Origin of the sequence: Acuticoccus yangtzensis (assembly GCF_001927245.1) — a bacterium.
GTDB classification, from domain to species: domain Bacteria; phylum Pseudomonadota; class Alphaproteobacteria; order Rhizobiales; family Amorphaceae; genus Acuticoccus; species Acuticoccus yangtzensis.
In genome coordinates this window covers 943,538-962,200 of the sequence record NZ_MJUX01000001.1, presented here as the reverse complement: position 1 = coordinate 962,200, position 18,663 = coordinate 943,538, and the positions used below count along the sequence as shown (strand labels likewise).

Annotated in this window: 19 protein-coding genes; 11 read left to right on the top strand and 8 right to left on the bottom strand. The window is 67.2% G+C overall.

All coding sequences use genetic code 11. From position 1 onward, the window contains the following. Nucleotides 1-88: 88 nt before the first annotated feature. Nucleotides 89-826 carry an ATP12 family protein gene (locus tag BIX52_RS04240; RefSeq protein ID WP_075219689.1) on the bottom strand — a complete coding sequence of 246 codons (738 nt, stop codon included), beginning with the start codon at nucleotides 824-826 and terminating at the stop codon, nucleotides 89-91. Further along, complete coding sequence (locus tag BIX52_RS04235) at nucleotides 823-1,500, bottom strand: HAD-IA family hydrolase (RefSeq protein WP_108676402.1); 678 nt, start codon at nucleotides 1,498-1,500, stop codon at nucleotides 823-825. The genes BIX52_RS04240 and BIX52_RS04235 overlap by 4 nt, the downstream gene beginning before the upstream one ends. A gap of 217 nt (nucleotides 1,501-1,717) precedes the next feature. Between BIX52_RS04235 and BIX52_RS04230 the strand changes: the two genes are divergently transcribed. From BIX52_RS04230 to BIX52_RS04220, 3 genes are all read left to right on the top strand, one after another. Then, complete coding sequence (locus BIX52_RS04230) at nucleotides 1,718-2,587, top strand: ATP-binding cassette domain-containing protein (RefSeq protein ID WP_075219688.1); 870 nt, start codon at nucleotides 1,718-1,720, stop codon at nucleotides 2,585-2,587. 6 nt (nucleotides 2,588-2,593) lie between these two features. Continuing rightward, entirely contained in the window at nucleotides 2,594-3,940 is a 1,347-nt protein-coding gene (locus tag BIX52_RS04225; RefSeq protein WP_075219687.1) for a KpsE/RkpR family capsule polysaccharide export protein, read from the top strand. A 268-nt stretch (nucleotides 3,941-4,208) separates the two neighbouring features. Continuing rightward, on the top strand, nucleotides 4,209-5,348 hold the full coding sequence (locus BIX52_RS04220; RefSeq protein ID WP_083659998.1) for a polysaccharide biosynthesis/export family protein: 1,140 nt from the start codon (nucleotides 4,209-4,211) through the stop codon (nucleotides 5,346-5,348). Between the two features lie 159 nt (nucleotides 5,349-5,507). Here the strand turns inward: BIX52_RS04220 and BIX52_RS04215 are convergent, their stop codons facing one another. Together BIX52_RS04215 and BIX52_RS04210 are read right to left on the bottom strand one after the other, a co-directional pair. Beyond that, nucleotides 5,508-6,167, bottom strand: coding sequence for a uracil-DNA glycosylase (locus tag BIX52_RS04215; protein ID WP_075219686.1), 660 nt, complete (start codon nucleotides 6,165-6,167; stop codon nucleotides 5,508-5,510). Next, nucleotides 6,164-6,751, bottom strand: coding sequence for a LabA-like NYN domain-containing protein (locus BIX52_RS04210; protein WP_075219685.1), 588 nt, complete (start codon nucleotides 6,749-6,751; stop codon nucleotides 6,164-6,166). The genes BIX52_RS04215 and BIX52_RS04210 overlap by 4 nt, the downstream gene beginning before the upstream one ends. A 189-nt stretch (nucleotides 6,752-6,940) precedes the next feature. Here BIX52_RS04210 and rpoZ point away from each other — a divergent pair, with 189 nt between their 5' ends. The 8 genes from rpoZ (at nucleotide 6,941) to recO (ending at nucleotide 14,298) form a co-directional block, all read left to right on the top strand. After that, nucleotides 6,941-7,333 (top strand): DNA-directed RNA polymerase subunit omega, encoded by a 393-nt coding sequence (rpoZ, locus tag BIX52_RS04205; RefSeq protein ID WP_075219684.1) that lies wholly within the window; start codon nucleotides 6,941-6,943, stop codon nucleotides 7,331-7,333. Between the two features lie 195 nt (nucleotides 7,334-7,528). Further along, nucleotides 7,529-9,658, top strand: a complete 2,130-nt coding sequence (locus BIX52_RS04200) for a RelA/SpoT family protein (protein WP_075220163.1) — start codon at nucleotides 7,529-7,531, stop codon at nucleotides 9,656-9,658. A 45-nt stretch (nucleotides 9,659-9,703) separates the two neighbouring features. Next, a complete protein-coding gene (locus tag BIX52_RS04195; RefSeq protein ID WP_075219683.1) occupies nucleotides 9,704-10,399 on the top strand; it encodes a DUF2062 domain-containing protein in 696 nt (231 codons plus the stop codon). Further along, the gene (gene acpS, locus BIX52_RS04190) at nucleotides 10,396-10,794 is read left to right on the top strand and encodes a holo-ACP synthase (RefSeq protein WP_075219682.1); all 399 of its coding nucleotides are present in this window, start codon (nucleotides 10,396-10,398) and stop codon (nucleotides 10,792-10,794) included. The genes BIX52_RS04195 and acpS overlap by 4 nt, the downstream gene beginning before the upstream one ends. Nucleotides 10,795-10,924: 130 nt before the next feature. After that, nucleotides 10,925-11,674 carry a signal peptidase I gene (gene lepB, locus BIX52_RS04185; protein ID WP_075219681.1) on the top strand — a complete coding sequence of 250 codons (750 nt, stop codon included), beginning with the start codon at nucleotides 10,925-10,927 and terminating at the stop codon, nucleotides 11,672-11,674. Nucleotides 11,675-11,686: 12 nt separating this feature from the next. After that, nucleotides 11,687-12,385 (top strand): ribonuclease III, encoded by a 699-nt coding sequence (gene rnc / locus BIX52_RS04180; protein ID WP_075219680.1) that lies wholly within the window; start codon nucleotides 11,687-11,689, stop codon nucleotides 12,383-12,385. Nucleotides 12,386-12,609: 224 nt separating this feature from the next. Then, on the top strand, nucleotides 12,610-13,539 hold the full coding sequence (gene era, locus BIX52_RS04175) for a GTPase Era (protein WP_075220162.1): 930 nt from the start codon (nucleotides 12,610-12,612) through the stop codon (nucleotides 13,537-13,539). 15 nt (nucleotides 13,540-13,554) lie between these two features. Next, on the top strand, nucleotides 13,555-14,298 hold the full coding sequence (gene recO / locus BIX52_RS04170) for a DNA repair protein RecO (RefSeq protein ID WP_075219679.1): 744 nt from the start codon (nucleotides 13,555-13,557) through the stop codon (nucleotides 14,296-14,298). A 61-nt stretch (nucleotides 14,299-14,359) separates the two neighbouring features. Here the strand turns inward: recO and BIX52_RS04165 are convergent, their stop codons facing one another. The 4 genes from BIX52_RS04165 to BIX52_RS04150 all read right to left on the bottom strand — a co-directional run bounded on the left by BIX52_RS04165 (nucleotide 14,360) and on the right by BIX52_RS04150 (nucleotide 18,610). Next, complete coding sequence (locus BIX52_RS04165) at nucleotides 14,360-14,659, bottom strand: hypothetical protein (RefSeq protein ID WP_075219678.1); 300 nt, start codon at nucleotides 14,657-14,659, stop codon at nucleotides 14,360-14,362. 201 nt (nucleotides 14,660-14,860) lie between these two features. Beyond that, nucleotides 14,861-15,172 (bottom strand): ATP-dependent Clp protease adaptor ClpS, encoded by a 312-nt coding sequence (locus tag BIX52_RS04160; RefSeq protein WP_075219677.1) that lies wholly within the window; start codon nucleotides 15,170-15,172, stop codon nucleotides 14,861-14,863. 123 nt (nucleotides 15,173-15,295) lie between these two features. Then, on the bottom strand, nucleotides 15,296-18,187 hold the full coding sequence (gene uvrB, locus BIX52_RS04155) for an excinuclease ABC subunit UvrB (protein ID WP_083659996.1): 2,892 nt from the start codon (nucleotides 18,185-18,187) through the stop codon (nucleotides 15,296-15,298). 57 nt (nucleotides 18,188-18,244) lie between these two features. Next, nucleotides 18,245-18,610 (bottom strand): hypothetical protein, encoded by a 366-nt coding sequence (locus BIX52_RS04150; RefSeq protein ID WP_075219676.1) that lies wholly within the window; start codon nucleotides 18,608-18,610, stop codon nucleotides 18,245-18,247. Nucleotides 18,611-18,663: the final 53 nt, after the last annotated feature.

Sequence of the window (18,663 nt, the reverse complement as noted above, 5' to 3'; positions counted from 1 at the left end):
TGTTAGCACCGCGGCGGTGCAAAAAGCCAACGATGTGAGCGGGTCCGCGCGCGCTTTTGCTCCAGGGCGCTGCGTGCGCGGGTGAAGGTCAACCCGGAAGACCCGCGGCGCGCAGCACGAAGGCGGCGGCCTCGGCGTCGCGGCGGCGCAGGGCGCGGCGTTCGGCCGCCTCCTCGTCCTCGCCCCATTCCTGGATGTTCCAGTCCTCGTCCACGTGGGCGGCGGTCCACAGCGTCTCGAAGTCGATCGCCGCGGCGTGGAAGGCGAGCGCGGTGAGGGTGCTGCCGGTCAGCGTGGTGAGCTGGTGGAAGGCGGCGAGGGGGAGGGGAGCGTCCGGCAGCCGGGCGCGGACCGCAGGCGCCAGCCCCGCCTCCTGGGCGAGCGGCATGATCCCCTCCTGCAGCCGCACACCAACGCCGAGCGCTTCCTCGGCGAAGGCGACGAGCGGGTCCCAATGCGCCTTTTGCGCCGCGACGAGGCCGGCCGGGAAATCGGCGCGATACATCAGGAGATCGCTTTCGGCCATGCGGGCGATGTCGTCCTTCACCGCGTCCAGCGTGGCGGACACACCGTCGATGGCGGTGTTGGCGAGGCGCGTCAGCGGCATGCTGATGGGCAGAATATACTTACCCTGCGCGTCCCACTCGGCGGCGATGCGCGCGGCGATCTCCGGCGGCGTGGCAAGGTGTGCCTTGGCCGGGGTGCGGATCGGCCGCGCGTCGAGCAGCACCCGCGCCAGACCGTCCGCGTCCGTCTCGCCCACGGTGACGGCGCGGTAGAAGCGGCGGATCGGCTCGGGCGGCCGCGGCGCCTCGCGCCCGCTCATCGGCCGCGCTCCTTCAAGGCGGCGTCGATGAGGGCGGGAAGCTCGTCCATCGTCTCGGCGATGGCGGTGGCCCCGGCGCGGGTGAGGTCGGGGGTGGCATGGTAGCCCCAGGCGACGCCGATCGCCTGCGCGCCCGCGCTGACCGCCATTTCGACGTCGAACACCGTGTCGCCGACGACGATGGTGCCGGCGGCGTCCGCCCCGGTCTCGCCCATCGCCTTCAGCACCATGTCTGGCGCGGGCTTGGAGGCTGCATCGTCCGCGGTGACGGTGGTGACGAAACGGTCGGTGATGCCGTGTTCCTTCAGGATCCGGTCCAGCCCGCGGCGCGACTTGCCGGTGACGACGCCGAGCAGCGTATCGGGCCGCGACAGGCGTTCCAGCGCCTCGTGCGTCCCGGGGAAGGTCAATTCCTGGTGCGTCGTCGTGAGCGCCTGATCACGATAAGCGGCTTTATAGCTGTCGACGAGGAGTTCGACCGGGGCCTCCGGATGGCGTGCGGCGAGGACGGCGACGGCGCGCGGCAGCGAAAGGCCGATGATGGCCTTCACCTCTTCCACCGGCGGAGGCGGCAGGCCTTCCGACACGAAGGCGCCGCGCATGGCGGTGGCGATGATGGCGGCGCTGTCGACGAGGGTGCCGTCGCAGTCGAAAAGGACGAGGCGCATGGTCATGGGGTGAAGGTCACGACACGTGCGGCCGGGTCAAGCCCCCACGGTGCGGCGCATGCCGGCGTCCCGCGCCGCGGGGGAGGGGCGGCTTTGCGCCGGGCGCGAAAAGGCTTTATGTACGGCCGTATGGATCGGGCCGCCGCGCACTGCCGCCCAGATCCTCACGGAGCCGCCGGGCCTTGACCCTCCCGGCCCGGCCATCGCCTATTCGGGAGACGAGATGACGGAGACGAATATCGTCTCGTTCGACGACGCCATGCGGGCGCGCGGCACCGGCACCGAGAGCGGGCAGGGTCCGATCACGGATGAGCTGTTGCGGCGCACGCAGCCGGTCATCGATATCGAGCAATGCCATGTGGCGCTCGACCGTTGCCGCGTGGTGATGAAGTCCAAGACCAGCCGCTTCATGCTGTTCGACGATCTGTCCGCGGCCTTCCCCAAGGGGCGCCGGATCGCGATCCTCGGCCACAAGGGATCGGGCAAGACGGTTCTGATCGACATGATGCTGAAGCGCCGTTCGGTCCAATCGGGCCGGGTGCTGGTCAATTCGCGCATGTCCTGGGCGGTGTCCTACCTCCAGTTCTTCGACCGCAAGTTGACGCTGCGGCAGAATATCGTCTTTCTCGCCAATATCCTGGGGGTCAGCCCGTCCTACATGATGGGCGCCGCTTGCGAGATCTGCAATTTCCAGGAAAAGCAGCTGAAAGAACAGTTCAGCCACATCCCTGCGGCCATGCGCCGGCGGATCGGTCTGCTGGCTTACTTGCTTGCCGATTTCGACTGTCACATCCTGGACGGGCAGTTGCGTTCGCAGATGTTCGGCCCCCAGTCCGAGCGGGTGCAGATGATGATGGACGCGGTCATGTCGCGGGACTACATCTCAACGCTCAGCAAATCGCGCCAGCTCCCGGAAAACTGCGATCTGGTTTATATATTGTATGATGGCCGCTTGTTTGCGTTCGACGACGTGGCGGAGGGGGCGGCAGTTTTCGAGGCTCTGCCGGAGCCTGAGAACCCCAACCCCTTCACAAGCCAGGACGAGAAGGACGAGGATGGCGAAGACGAGCTCGCCAGCCTCGAAGTCATGTAGGGCTCTATGACCGAAAAGAACCTCGTTCCTCTGCCCGATGGTGACCGGCGCGGCGCCGCGCGCGTCAGCCGGACCCAGCGTCGTGAGCGCTATCTGGCCGAGCGCCGCCAAGGTACGCTCCCCGTCGAGGTGGACGACAACGACATCCAAGAGGTGCCGGCGCCGAGCCAGGAGGCGCAGCTTCCCGCCGCGCCGACCTTCGTTCTTCCGCCCCGCGTTCAGCTCGAGAAGACGCGCTCCACCTTCGGGCGGATCGCCCGTCTGTCCTTCTTCCTGTGCGTTTTGCTGCCGGTGGTCGTGGTGGCGCTGTTCTATGCGTTCATGGCCAGCCCGCAATATGCGACGACGAGCATGTTCGCCGTGCGCGGGTCGGCCGATTCCAGCGGCGCAATGGACGGGGCCGGCCTCTTCGCCGCCGCCGGCGGGTCCGTCGGCGGCGAGATCGCCGATAGCTTCATCGTCCAAGAATACATCATGTCCCGCGCGATGGTCGAAGACCTGGTCGCCGAGGCCAATTTCCTCGAGGTCTACAGCCGACCCGGCGCCGATCCCTATTATCGGCTCGACCCTTCGCTGCCGATCGAGGGGTTGGTGGAATATTGGAACATGATGGCGAGCGTCGAATACACGCTGGAAAACGGCATCATGACGCTGGTGGTGCGGGCCTTCCGGCCGAGCGACGCCGAAGCCATCACCCGCAAGGTGATCGAAAAGTCCGAGGCGCTGGTCAACGAGATCTCGATGCGGGCGCGTGAAGACAGCGTCCGCGCCGCCCAGCGCGAGGTGGACCTCGCCGAGACGCGCTATGCGGACGCGCGCAAGGCCGTCGCCTCCTATCGCGGCGTGACGCAGGAGATCAGCCCGGAGAAGACCGCCGAGGCTCGCCAGAGCGTGGTCGGCAGCCTCGAGGCCGAGGTGGCGCAGCTTGAGTCGCAGCTAACCGCTCTGCGCGCCACCATGAGCGATAATTCACCGCGCGTGACCTATGTTCGTAACCAACTCGCCGCGCTGCGCAATCAGATCGACGCCGAGCGGCGGCGGGTCAGCGTGGCGGACGACGGGTCCGCCGAAGAGGCCGTCCTCACCGAGCGTCTGTCGCGCTATGAGGAGCTGGTGGCCGAGCGTGAGTTCGCGCTGAACCAATATCAGTCGTCCTACGAGACACTGGAAGCGGCGCGCGTCGAGGCCTTGAAGCAGCAGCGTTATCTGACTGTTTTCGTTCGGGGCGAGGCGCCGGAGAAGGCGACGTTCCCCGAGGCTTTGCGGTGGATCGCCATCGTCGGGGTGACGTGCTTCTTCGTCTGGGGACTGTGCATTCTGGTCGCCGCCGCCATCCGCGATCGCACGGCCTGAGTGGGATCGACTGCGCTGGGTGGTCGCCGTCCGATGAGTCTGGCGCGACCATCGCCGGCACCGTTGCGTTAAGACGACGTTCACTATACTTGGTAAGACTTCGCAGGCACTATGATGTGCCTGCGCGGCTGTTTGGGGCGATCTGCGCTTGTTGCCCAGAAGACACGCCGTCTGCGCGATGTCTTGCAATCCGCCTGTCCAGCGTTCCATCCCTCACAACGTCGATGTTAAGCGTGTCCGCGTAGTGTTCGGAACGTGAGGCCTCGCGATGTTGGCGAAATGGATCGCACTGTTATGTGCCGCGGCGTTGGTTGGCTGCGGGACGGTGCCGTCCGACGGCCCATCGACGACGATCATCGACGACACCCAGCCCGAATTCGGCGCCCCCACCCCCTACGTGGTGGTGGCCATGGACGAGCATGCCGCCAACGTCAGCGGCCAGTATCGCGCCAAAGGATTCTCTTCGTTCTTCAACGTAGACTTTGGCGGCGTGGAAGTCCGCCTCGCCATCGGCGATACGATCGCTATCAACATCTTTGAGGCCGGTTCGGACGGTCTCTTCTCCTCCACCCAGTCCAAGGCGACGGCCATCACGGCGGTGATCGACGACGAGGGCCAAGTCTTCGTCCCCTATGTCGGCACGGTGCGTGCCGCGGGGCTGACGGCGAAGGCTCTGCGCGCCAACATCGAGGCTGCGCTGGAGGACAAGGCGATCCAGCCGCAGGTTCAGGTGCAGGTGGCGAGCAGCCTGGTGAACACGGTCACCATCCTGGGCGAGGTCGGCAGCGGCGGTAAGATCCCGGTGCCGGTGTCCGATTTCCGTGTTCTCGACGTGATCGCCGCGGCTGGCGGGTCCAGCATCCCAACCTACGAGACCCGCGTGATCCTGCGCCGCGGCAACAAGGTCGCCAGCGCGGACATGGAAGACCTGTTCGACAATCCGAAGGAAAATGTCGCGGTGCAGCCGGGCGACACGATCCTCCTGGCCCAGGCGCGGCGCACCTATACCGTGTTCGGCGCCACGGGGAACAAGACCGAAGTGCCGTTCGAATCGCGCCGCGTCACGATGGCCGAGGGTCTCGCCCGCGTCGGCGGCCTGGACGACAACACGGCCGATCCGCGCGGCATCTTCCTGTTCCGTTTCGAGCCGGACACGATCGCCAAGCAGCTTTCGGACAGGGCGCAGGTGGCGCTGGATGGAACCATGGTGCCGGTGGTCTATCAGCTCAATCTGCGGGATCCGAAGAGCTTCTTCCTGATGCAGACCTTCGATCTGCGCGACGAAGACCTGATCTACGTGTCCAACCACCCCGCGGCCGAGTTCAACAAGTTCCTGCAGATCATCAGCCCTGCCATCCAGACCGGCATCACGGCGCTGACGGTGACGCAGCGGTTCACCAACCGCTGATCGGCCGGCGTCACGCTGCCGAGACGAAAAGGCCCCGCGGATCGGCTGATCCGCGGGGCCTTTTGCCGTAATGGTTCCCGCGTTGCGTCCCGCGCCGGCAGCGGCTCTTTGGCTACGGCCTGGGGCGGGGCGTCGAACGATGACTCTGAGCCGGCTCGATCAGGCCTTGTCGATCAGGCGGCGGATCTCGGCGAGGACGGCGTGGAACATCGCGTCGGTCAGAACCCCGGTGTTCACGTTGTAGCGGGAAGGGTGGTAGCTGTCGGCCACCGTCAGGCCGCCGGGCAGGGCGTGGATCGCGCCGTGTGCGAACGGGTGGGCGGCAAGGCGGGCGCCGAATGTGCGCAGCACGGCGTCGTGGGCGATGCGCCCGAGGGCCAGAATGAAGGTGATCTCGGCGCGCGCGGCGACGGTGGCGGCGAGGAAGGGCGCGCAGGCTCGGATCTCCGTCCCGGTCGGCTTGTTCTGCGGCGGGACGCAGCGCACGGCGTTGGTCACCGCGGCGTCGGTGAGGACGAGCCCGTCGTCGGGCCGCGCATCGAACCGGTCGTTGGCGAAACCGTGCGCGCAAAGGGCACTGTAGAGGAGGGTGCCGGCATAGTCGCCGGTGAAGGGGCGGCCGGTGCGATTGGCGCCAGTGCGCCCTGGCGCCAGGCCGACGACGAGCAGCCGCGCCCGCTCGTCGCCGAAGGTCGGCACCGGGGCGTTGTGCCAGTCGGGCTCGAGCGCGCGCTGCTCATGGCGGTACTGGACGAGCCGCGGGCAGAGGGGACAGTCGCGTCCCGGATCCCGCGGTCCGACGGGGCTGGCCGGGCTCAAACGGCGGGGTGAACCGGACGTTCGGGGGCGCGCTCGCGCTCACGCGGGGTTCGCTCGGACGGATCGCGCCCGATTTGCGCCTGCAGATCGGCCAGTTCGATGAAGTGGTCGGACTGGCGGCGCAGGTCGTCGGCGATCATCGGCGGTTGGGTCTGCAGGGTGGACACCACGCTGACCTTCTTGCCCTTGCGCTGCAGCGCTTCGGCGAGGCGGCGGAAATCACCGTCACCCGAGAACAGCACGATGTGATCGACCTGATCGGCCAGCTCCATGGCATCGATCACGAGCTCGATGTCCATGTTGCCTTTGACTTTGCGGCGCCCGCTCTGATCGTAAAACTCTTTCAGCGGCTTGGTGACGACAGAATAGCCGTTATAATCGAGCCAATCGATGAGCGGCCGCAGGGTCGAGAACTCCTGATCCTCGGCCAGAGCCGTGTAGTAGTAGGCGCGCAGGAGGTAGCCTTTTTCGCCGAAGACCGACAGCAATCGCTTGTAGTCAATATCAAAGCCTAGCGATCGCGCGGCGCTATAAAGGTTGGCACCATCAATAAAGAGTGCGATTTTTTCTCGCGGGTCAAACATTCGGGGTCTTTCTGTTCCTGGATCGCGGGCGACGTAGGGGTCCGGAAAAGGGGACGGGGGAAGCCGTCGGAAAACACCATACGCGAAAACCGCCCTGACACATGATGCTACAACATGACGCTTGCGTCGGTCGAGAGTGCTTGGTATCCGATCGCCCTTCTTGTCAACCTATTTTGAGGAGTCCGCACCATGGCGCGTGTGACAGTTGAAGACTGCGTCGACAAAGTGGAGAACCGCTTCGAGCTGGTTCTCCTTGCGGCTCACCGGGCCCGGATGATCTCCTCCGGCTCTCCGATCATGGTCGACCGCGACAACGACAAGAACCCCGTCGTCGCCTTACGCGAAATCGCCGATCAGGTCCTTCACCCGGAAGACCTGAAGGAAGAGCTCATCCACTCGCTGCAAAAGAACGTCGAAGTGGACGAGCCCGAGGCCGACATCCCGGCCGCCGCAGCGCTCCAGCAGACCCCGGGCGCGCCGCAGGAAGATTCGATCGACCAGACCTTCAACTCCATGTCGGAGGACGAACTCCTGCGCGCCATGGAAACCCTGGTGCCGCCGGAGCGCACGGAAGAGGTCTGAGACGAAAGACGGCTTCTCGTTATGCGTGGGGGAGTGCAGAGTAAGACGATGCTTCGCACACACCCCAATGCGGAAAACGTCGTGACCACGGCCCCGATCGAGGCGCGCATTGCCGCGCGCCAGGCCGCACCCCATCTGCCCACGGTGAGCGGGCCGTCCGGCGGCCCCGGTGGACCGAATGAAGGGCCGCGCCCGATGATGCGGCAGTACGAACTTCTCGAACGGGTGGCGGCCTACAATCCGAACGTGGACGAGGCGCTGCTGAACCGCGCCTACGTCTATGCGATGACGAAGCACGGCGGCCAGAAACGCGCGTCCGGCGATCCCTACTTCTCCCATCCGCTCGAAGTCGCCGCGATCCTGACGCAGATGCGGCTCGACGATGCGACCATCGCCACCGCCCTCCTGCACGACACGATCGAGGACACGGACGCCACCCGCGCCGAGATCGACCAGATGTTCGGCCCCAAGATCGGCAAGCTGGTCGAGGGCCTCACCAAGATCGGCCGCCTCGCCTTCGTCAGCCAGGCCGACAAGCAGGGCGAGAACCTCAGGAAACTGCTGCTCGCCGTCGCCGAGGACGTGCGCGTTCTCCTGGTGAAGCTCGCCGACCGGCTGCACAACATGCGCACCATCCACTGGGTGCCGGTCCACAAGCGCGGCCGCATCGCCCAGGAGACGATGGAGGTCTACGCCCCGCTCGCCGGCAAGATGGGCATCTTCTGGATGCGTGAGGAGCTGGAGCACCTCGCCTTCCACGTCCTCCACCCGGAGGAGGCGGCCTTCATCGAAGGCAAGCTGGCCGACAAGCGCGCCGAAGTCGGCTCCATCCTGACCGATATCGAAACCGAACTCAGCGAACGTCTCGAAGCCAGCGGCATCAAAGCCAAGGTCATGGGGCGCGAGAAGAAGCCCTATTCCATCTTCGCCAAGATGCAGCGCAAGGCGATCAACTTCGATCACCTGTCCGACATCTACGGTTTCCGCATCCTCGTCGACACCACGGCCGACTGTTACGCCGCCCTCGGCGTCGTCCACACTAAATGGCAGTCGGTGCCGGGCCGCTTCAAGGACCACATTTCGACGCCGAAGCAGAACGGCTATCGCTCGATCCACACCACGCTCGTCGGCCCGCGCAAGCAGCGCATCGAGCTGCAGATCCGCAGCCACGAGATGCACCGCCTCGCCGAATACGGCATCGCCGCACACGCCTTCTACAAGGACGGCAAGATGGTGCGCCAGGGTGAGCTTGCGCGCGATTCTGAAGCCTATTCGTGGCTGCGCCAGACCATCGAGCTCCTGTCCGACGTCGACGGCGGCGCCGCCGAGTTCCTCGAGCACACCAAGCTCGAGCTCTTCCAGGACCGCGTCTACTGCTTCACACCGCGCGGCAAGCTCATCGCCCTGCCGCCTGGCGCCACGCCGATCGACTTCGCCTACCAGGTCCACACCGACGTCGGGAACACCTGCACGGGCTGCCGCATCAACGGCCATTCGCGCCCGCTGGTGACCCCGCTGCAGAGCGGCGACGAGGTCGAGATCGTCTGCAAGGAAGGCGCGCACCCGCCGTCCGCCTGGAATGCGCTGGCGGTGACGGGCAAGGCGCGCGCCGCCATCCGCCGCGCCAATCGCGAGCAGGACCGGCGCAAGTTCGCCCGCCTCGGCCGCCAGCTCTACGAGGCGGAGGTCGTGCGCCGGGCCGACACGGACATTCCGTCCCTCGGCGTCGCCGCCGAACGTCTCGGCCATCCCGACACCGAATCGCTCGCCTACGCCATCGGGTCGAGCGCGATGTCGGCGAGCGACGCCCTGGCCGCCCTCGGCTTCGACGCCGGCGAAGCTCCGCCGAGTGCTGCGCCGGCGAACGGCGTCAGCGTGAAGATCCGCGGCCACGGCGAGGACCTGCCGATCACCTTCTCGCCCAAGCATACCACCATCCCGGGGGACCGCATCGTCGGCGTCCTCCAGCCCGGCGAAGGCGTCATGGTCTATCCCGCAGGCGCCAACGAGGCGCTGGCGGCCGTCGCCGCCGATCCGCACTCGTGGGTCGATGTGAGTTGGGACCTGTCGGAATCGTCCGGAACGCTCTACAAGGCGGTCGTCCGCGTCGTCGCCAAGAACGGTTCGGGCGTGTTCGCGGACCTGGCCGGGGCGCTCAAAGCGTCGCAGTCGGACCTCAGCGAGCTCACAGTTGTGATGAAGACCCCTGACTATCGGGAGCTCAACCTCCATATCGAGGTTCGTGATGCGGCGCACCTGTCGCGCGTGATCGAGCACCTGCAACGGCTCGACTCGGTGGTCGAGGCGGCGCGGGCCAGCCACTGACCACCACGGCAGGCCGCACGGGCAGGTTGGCTCGAAGGAGGATGCATGCTGTTCGCCCGTAGGGCACGGCCGAATTTTCGTGAGCGTGCGCGTATCGCCGCATGGCCTCGGCGCTCATTCGGACGATCCTTCAGTTATTACAAACACCGCGTTCTGCGGCTGGAGGCCTCGCCCCATGCGATCGCCGCCGGCGTCGCGGCCGGCGCCTTCGCGTCCTGCACTCCGCTGGTGGGATTTCACTTCCTCCTTTCCTTCGCCCTCGCCTGGGTGATCGGCGGGTCGATGATCGCCGCCGCCTTCGGCACCGCCGTCGGCAACCCGCTGACCTTCCCGCTGATCTGGGTCACCTCCTTCCAGCTCGGCGAATTGATCCTCGGCCCCGCGCCGGACCGTGTGGCGCCCGGCGACCTGGAGCTGTCCTTCAACCTCCTGACCCAATCGTTCGGCACCATCTGGCCGACGCTGAAGCCCATGTTCGTCGGCGGCATGGTGATGGGCGCGGTGATCGGCGGCGGGCTCTACCTCCTCGTCCGCTCCACGGTGATGATGTCGCAATCGCTGCGGGCCGCGCGATTGGCCCAGGCGGCGCAGAACCGGCAGGACGCGCTCGCCATGGCGCCATCCCCTGCGGACATCTTCCTGCCGCACGACTACGGCGATGCGGACGCCGAACCCGGACCTGCGGACGCCGACTGCGCGCAGGACCGGGCCGAACCGCGCGAGACCGAGCTGCGATCGTGATCATCGGCATCGGCTCCGACCTCATCGACATCCGCCGCATCGAAAAGACGCTCGACCGCTTCGGCGAGCGTTTCGTCCAGCGGGTCTTCACCGACATCGAGCGTGCGAAGGCGGAGCGGCGGGTGAAGCCGGCGGCCACCTACGCCAAGCGCTTCGCCGCCAAGGAGGCGTGCTCCAAGGCGCTGGGATCGGGCATCCGCATGGGTGTCGCCTGGCGCGAGATGGGCGTCGTGAACCTGCGCTCAGGCCAGCCCACGATGCAGCTCAGCGGCGGCGCGCTGGAGCGTCTTCATGCGATGATGCCGCCCGGCCACCGCCCGTCGATCCATCTCACGATGACCGACGATCACCCGCTCGCCCAGGCCTTCGTGGTGATCGAGGCGCTTCCCGCATAGGGCGGGTTCGACAGAGTGCCGTTCCGGTCAATTGCTTGCGTCTCTCTTAGGCACTAAGAGCAGTAGGACAGGCCGCCCGGCGGCGATTGGCGTGTGTTGAGTACGCGCCGCACAAGGGGTTTCGAAAAGCGTGGCGAAAGAGAATACGTCGGAAGGCGAGGGGAGCCTGTTCGAGTTGATCAAGGTGATCGTCCAGGCCCTGCTCATTGCACTGGTCATCCGCACCTTCCTGTTCCAACCGTTCAATATTCCTTCGGCGTCGATGGTCGACACCTTGTTGGTGGGTGACTATCTGTTTGTCTCCAAATATTCGTACGGCTACTCGCGTTACTCGGTGCCGTTCGGCATCGTGCCGATCTCCGGGCGCGTCTGGTCGGCCGAGCCGGAGCGCGGCGACGTCGCCGTCTTCAAGCTCCCGCGCGACAATACGACCGACTACATCAAGCGCGTCATCGGCCTTCCGGGCGACCGGATCCAGGTGCGCGAGGGCATCCTCTTCATCAACGACCGCGAGGTGCCGCGCCGCAGGCTGGACGATTATGTCGAGATCGGCCCCAACGGGCGGGAGATGCGCGCCGCCCGCTACGAGGAGACGCTCCCCAACGGCGTCTCCTACGAGGTGCTGGATTCCTCGCCGAACAGCCTGTTCGACAACACGCAGGTCTACACCGTGCCGCCCGGCCATTACTTCATGATGGGCGACAACCGCGACAACTCGACCGACAGCCGCAGCCAGACCGGCGTCGGATTCGTTCCGTTCGAAAATTTTGTGGGCCGGGCCGAGGTGATCTTCTTCTCGATCGAAGAAGGAACGCCCATCTGGCAGATTTGGAATTGGCCGTGGGCGGTTCGGTGGAACCGCATCTTCACCACATTGTAAAAGGAGTTTCGGGTGGGTGATCGGTTTGATGTCGCGCTCGACGACTTGGAGCGGCGGCTTGGGCATCAGTTTGCCAACCGCACCTTCCTGATCGAGGCCCTCAACCATGCCAGCGTCCATGCCAATGGGCGCGGCCCTAATTATCAGCGGCTGGAGTTCGTGGGCGACCGCGTGCTCGGCCTCACCATCGCCGCCGAGCTTTACCGGCGCGACCCCCGCGCGGACGAAGGTGACCTCGCCCGCCGCCTCAACGCCCTGGTGCGCAAGGAAACCTGCGCCGACCGGGCGTTGACGCTCGGCATCGACAAGGCGCTTCGCCTGGGAGCGGCCGAGGCGCAGGCCGGCGGGCGCCGCAAGACCGCCATCCTGGCCGATGCGTGCGAGGCTGTGCTCGCCGCCGTCTTCCTCGACGCCGGTTTCGCCGTGGCCGAACGCACGATCCTGGCCGCCTGGGAGCCGCTCCTGGGCGACGACGGGGTCGAGCGCGACGCGAAGACCAGCCTGCAGGAGCACCTCCAGGCCGAGGGCGGCCGGCCGCCGCTCTACAGGCTGAAGGCGCGCTCCGGGCCGGACCATGCACCCCACTTCGTCATCGAGGTGGTGGACGGTGACCGCGTGCTGGCCGAAGGTGAGGGCGGCTCCAAACGTGAGGCGGAGCAGAATGCGGCCCGCGCGGCCCTTGCGCGCCTGACCCAGCGAGAGCACTCCTAAGCGCCATGAATGCGGAACCTGACATGACGCCCGACGCGCCCCGACCGGACAGCGACGACACGCTGGCCGCCGACGCCTGCCCGACCGGCGCCGACGATACCGGCGAGACCGTTCCCGGCGAGACCGACGCCGCCGCCGCCGCTGACGCCGAGCCGGACGACATCGACGACGCCGCCGAGACCGACACCGCCGCCGAGACGGACGCCGACGACGCGGCCGCCCCCGTGGGGCTCGCTTTGTCGCCCGCCTCCGTCCCGGCCGAGCGTCAACGCGCGGGCTTCGTCGCGCTCATCGGCGCGCCCAACGCGGGCAAGTCCACCCTCGTCAACGCACTCGTCGGCGCCAAGGTCTCCATCGTCACCCACAAGGTGCAGACGACGCGCGCCATCGTGCGCGGCATCGTCATGGAGGGCGACGCGCAGATCATCCTGGTCGACACGCCGGGCATCTTCGCCCCGCGCCGCCGGCTCGACCGGGCGATGGTGAAGACCGCCTGGACCCACGCCTACGACGCCGACCGCGTGTGCCTCCTGATCGACGCCAAGCGCGGCATCACCGAGGCGACCGAGAAGATCCTCGACGAGCTGACCTCCGTGCGCCAGCCGAAGACGCTGCTCCTCACCAAGGTGGACCTCGTCGACCCGCCGACGCTGCTGGGCCTCGCCGAGAAGGCCAACGAGAAGACCCGGTTCGACGAAACCTTCATGGTCTCCGCCCAGACCGGCAGCGGCGTGCCGGATCTCGCCCGCCACCTCGCCGCCTCCATGCCGCAAGGGCCCTGGCTCTACCCGGAAGACCAGATTTCCGACATCCCGATGCGCCAGCTCGCCGCCGAGATCACGCGCGAGCAATTGACGCTGCGCCTGCACGACGAGCTGCCTTATTCGGCCACGGTGGAAACCGAGACCTGGAAGAGCCTGCGCAACGGGTCCGTGCGGATCGAACAGGCCATCTTCGTCGAGCGGGACGGGCAGAAGAAGATCGTCCTCGGCGAGAAGGGCAAGACCGTGCGCGCCATCTCCATGTCCGCGCGGCAGGAGATCGCCAAACTGGTCGGCGCGCCGGTGCATCTCTTCCTGTTCGTGAAGGTGCGCCCGCGCTGGACCGACGACCCTGAGCGCTACCGCGTGATGGGCCTCGACTTCTCCCGCTAGGCCGGACCCGCGGGGATGGAGTGGCGCGACGAGGCCCTGATCCTGTCGACGCGGCCGCTGGGCGAAAACTCCAAGATCGTCGAGCTTCTGACCCCCGGCGAGGGGCGCGCCTCAGGCCTCGTGCGCGGCGCGCGCTCCAAGACCATGCGCGCCCTCACGCAGCCCGGCAACCGCGTCGCCGCAACCTGGCGCGGCCGCCTGGAGGACCAGCTCGGCACGCTCAGCCTGGAGATGATCGAGGCGCGGGCGGGGCTGGTGATGGACAGCGCGTGGGGCGCCTTCGGCATCGCCTCGATGGCCTCGCTCATCGCCTTCCTGCCCGAGCGTGACCCGCACCCGCGCCTCTACGCCGCCGCCAATGCGCTGATCGCCGCCTTCGCCCTGCCGCGCGCGGCGGGGGAGGCGGGCGTGCGCTTCGAGCTGATCGTTCTGGACGAGTTCGGCTACGGGCTCGACCTCGACACCTGCGCCGCGACGGGAGGGCGCGAGGATCTCGTCTACGTCTCGCCGCGCTCGGGGCGGGCGGTCTGCCGCGAAGCTGGGGCGCCCTACAAGGACCGCATGCTGCCGCTGCCCCCCTTCCTGCGGGCGGACGCGGTGTGCGACGCGGCCGCGCTCGCCGACGGTTTCCGCCTCACCGGCCACTTCCTGTCGGCCCACGTGGCGGGCGAGGCCAACAAGCCGCTGCCCGAGGCGCGCGAGCGGTTCGTTCGCGCGGTGATCAAGGCCGTGGGGCGCGAGGACGCGGCCGGCGCCTGACCTGCAACGGCAAAAAGGGCCCCGGTGGGACCCTTCCGCCTGCGCGCGCAGTCGATGTGGCTCAGTAGAAGCGCGGGCCGTGGCAGACCTTGCGCGACTTCCACACGAAGTGGCCGTGATAGTCGGACCACACCTTGATCTTCTTCACGAAGCAGTTGCGGCCGTAGAAGACGCGCTTCTTGTGGTAGCCGTGGCCGTAGTGGCCGTGACCGTGGTGCTTCTTGTAGCCATGGCCGTGGTAGCCGGCCTCGACGATGGTCGCGGCGGCGGCGGGGGCGGGGGTGCCGAGCGGGGCGGCGGCGGCGCTGGTCACGGTGGCGAAACCGATCACGGCGGCGAGGATCGCGGACTTGAAGGTCATTGGGTCGTCTCCGTTGTGTTTCCGTGCCGGTGACACTGTGTCCCGGCGACAACCCTGAGATGGTCCCCCTCGATCCCGGTGCCTGTGCTGAAGGTCACAGGCAGCGTATTTGGCGTTTTACCCCTCCCGGCACACGAAAATAGCCGGCCTGAGCATCGCCAGGCCGGCTTATACATTGGTTCAACTGAGCGTGATGATCCGTTATTCTTCCGGCTCGGTGGTGAACTGCAGCGGCTGCCCGGCGTCCTCGGCCATGGCGTTGGCCGCGTTGGCCTTCGTCTCGGCGATCTGCGCCGGATAGACGCTGACCACGCACGAGCCCTTCTGGTGCGCGGTCATCATGATCGTGTAGGCGGTCTCGCCCCCGATGCGGAAAACGCTCTTCAAGACGCGCACGACGAACTCACGCGGCGTATAGTCGTCGTTCAGGAGCAGCACTTTGTGCAGCTTCGGCCGTTCCGGCTTGGTCTTGGTGACGGTTTTCAGCTCGGGGGTGGTTGTGTCCGTGGTCATCGGCCCCTCCATCCCGGAATAAGCGCGGGTTTAGCCGGGCGTATCGCGCACGTCTAGTGCACGCGGCACGCAACTGACCCGATGCGCGCGCCGCCCCACCCGGATCGACCTGCGGCCGCGCCTTCAGTTCCCCGGCCGCCCGGTCTTCCTCTTGCGCCGCGCCCGTTTTTTCTCGTCCGCCGGGTCCTCGTGGCTGCCGATGCCCACCTTGTGGCGCAGCACCATGCCCGTCTCGTCCGTCTCCGGACGCGCGGGCACCGGCTTCTGGCGCGGCTTCTCGGTGCGCTTCACCGTCATCTCGTCGAGATTGTTCTTGCGTGCGCGCGTCGGCGGAAGGTCCGCGTCGTCCTCCACCAGCGGCTCGTCGCGGCGGACGCGCCCGCGGTCGGTGCCGGGGCCCATGTCGTCCAGGCCGGGCTTCTTCGCCCGCGTCTTCAGCGTGGCGCTGGCGTTGAAGTCGCGGTCGCCCTTGTAGCGTCCGGCGCCCAGCTCCACGTCGCGCTGGCGCGCCATCGGGTCGTCGGCCAGCAGAAGCTCGGTCTTCTCCAACCGCTGGATCTCGTCGCGCAGCCGCGCCGCCTCCTCGAATTCCAGGTTCGCCGCCGCCTCACGCATGCGCCGCTGAAGATCCTCCACGGTGACGGCCATGTTGTGGCCCATGCCCGGGGCACCGTCCGACATGCCTTTGTCGACGCGCACATGGTCGCGCTCGTAAAGGCTTTCCAGAATGTCGCCGATGGAGCGTTTCACCGACTCCGGCGTGATCCCGTGCTCCTCGTTGTAGGCGAGCTGCTTGTCGCGGCGGCGGTTGGTCTCGCTGATCGCCCGTTCCATCGACCCGGTCATGTGGTCGGCATAAAGGATCACCTTGCCGTCGACGTTGCGCGCCGCACGGCCGATGGTCTGGATCAGCGACGTCTCGGAGCGCAGGAACCCTTCCTTGTCGGCGTCCAGGATCGCGACGAGCCCGCATTCGGGGATGTCGAGCCCCTCGCGTAAGAGGTTGATGCCGACCAGAACGTCGAACGCGCCCAGCCGCAGGTCGCGGATGATCTCGATCCGCTCGATCGTGTCGATGTCGGAGTGCATGTAGCGCACGCGCACGCCGTTATCGTGCAGATACTCGGTCAGGTCCTCGGCCATGCGCTTGGTGAGCGTGGTGACGAGCGTGCGGTAGCCCTTGTCCGCCACCTCGCGGATCTCGCCCAGAACGTCGTCGACCTGGTGGCGGGCGGGGCGGATCTCCACCGGCGGGTCGATCAGCCCCGTCGGGCGGATGACCTGCTCCACGAAGACACCGCCGGCCTCCTCCATCTCCCACCCCGCCGGGGTCGCGGAGACGGCGACGGACTGCGGGCGCATCATGTCCCACTCCTCGAACCTCAGCGGGCGGTTGTCCATGCACGACGGCAGGCGGAAACCGTACTCGGCCAAGGTGGCCTTGCGGCGGAAGTCGCCTTTGTACATCGCGCCGATCTGCGGCACGGTCACGTGGCTCTCGTCGAGGAAGACGATGGCGTTGTCGGGCAGATACTCGAACAGGGTGGGCGGCGGCTCACCGGGCTTGCGGCCGGTCAGATAGCGCGAATAGTTCTCGATGCCGTTGCAGGCGCCGGTCGCCTCCATCATCTCGAGGTCGAATTGGGTGCGCTGCTCCAGCCGCTGCGCCTCCAGCAGGCGCCCGGCGTTGTTCAGCTCCACCAGCCGGTGCTTCAGCTCGGCTTTGATGGACTTCATCGCCTGCTGCAAGGTCGGCCGCGGCGTCACATAGTGCGAGTTCGCGTAGACTTTGACGAGCTCCATCTCCTCCGACTTCTTGCCCGTCAGCGGGTCGAACTCGGTGATGGACTCCACCTCGTCGCCGAACAGCGACACGCGCCATGCCCGGTCTTCATAGTGCGCCGGGAAGATCTCCACCGTATCGCCGCGCACGCGGAAGGTGCCGCGGATGAAGTTGGCGTCGGAGCGTTTATATTGCAGCGCCACGAGGTCGGCCAGAAGCTGGCGCTGGTCCAACCGCTCGCCCACCTGGATCGAGAAGGTCATCGCCGTATAGGTCTCGACCGAGCCGATACCGTAAATGCACGATACCGAGGCGACGATGATCACGTCGTCCCGCTCCAGCAGCGCGCGGGTGGCGGCGTGGCGCATCCGGTCGATCTGCTCGTTGATCGACGATTCCTTTTCGATATACGTATCCGTCCGGGGCACGTAGGCTTCCGGCTGGTAATAGTCGTAATAGGACACGAAATATTCGACGGCATTGTTCGGGAAGAAGCTCTTGAACTCGCCGTAAAGCTGGGCCGCCAGCGTCTTGTTCGGCGCCAGGATGATCGCCGGACGCTGCATCTCCTCGATGACCTTCGCCATCGTGTAGGTCTTGCCCGACCCGGTGACGCCGAGCAGCACCTGCGTCTTGTCGTTCTCCTTCAGCCCGGCCACCAGCTCACGGATCGCCTGGGGCTGGTCACCGCGCGGCTCGTATTCGGAGACGATCTCCAGCGGCACCCCGCCTTCGGACTTGTCCGGCCGGGCGGGGCGGTGGGGCACCCACTCGCCGGCGCGGAACTCCGGCCGGCCCTTCTGGATGAGGTCTTCCAGCGCGGCGACGGTCGCGGTCGCGCCGCTGTCCGTCAGCCCCTCGGCGTCCTCCAGCGCGATGTCGAGGCCCGCGACGGGGTTGAGGCCGGACGCCGCCCTGTCCCGCGCGCTCGCCTTGCCGCCCATCGACGTGCCGCGCGAGGTGCGCTCGCTCGCGGCGCCCTTCGCACGGGGCTTCGCCTCGCCGTCGTTCACCTTGCGCGGCTTCGCCTCGGCCGCCTTGCGGGGCTTGGCCTCGGCCGCCTTGCGGGGCTTGGACTTCGCGGCCGCTTTCTTCGGCGCCGGGGCGGACTTCGCCTCCCCCTCCTGCGCCTCGATTTCGTCGGCCCATGCGGAGATCGAGCCGCCACCGCCCGACGCCTCGGAAGCGCCGGGTTTCACGGTTTCGTCGGTCGGGTCAATGCGCTCTGCCATGGCCGAGATATAGAGTACCTCGGCCGCGCCTCCAATGCGCTCGGGCGATGGTCCGGCTCAGCAGCCGCCGCGCCGCACGCAGCCGCTGAACTGGCGCGATCCCGGCGGGAAACGCCGCGCGCAGAACCGCTCGCGCGCCTCGCAGCGGTTGCCCCCGGCCGAGCGCCCGCCGCCACCGCCACCGCCACCGCCGACCGCGCAGCCGCGCCGCGCCATGCACTGCTGATAGCGTCCGCCGCCTCCGAAGCGGCGCTGGCAGACGAAATTCTGCCGCCCGCAATAGCCCTGCACCTCGACCACCGTGCCGGCCGCGATCCCCGGCAGCGCGCCGACGAGCGGCCCCGCCTCGGCCGCCGGGTGCGCCGCGAGGAGCGCCAGGCCGAGGGCCAGGACGGCGAAAAGCCGGGCAGCGTGCGGCAGCATCAGCGGACAAACTCCGGGCGAGGACGACAGGTGTGACCTAGCCTAGTCAGAGC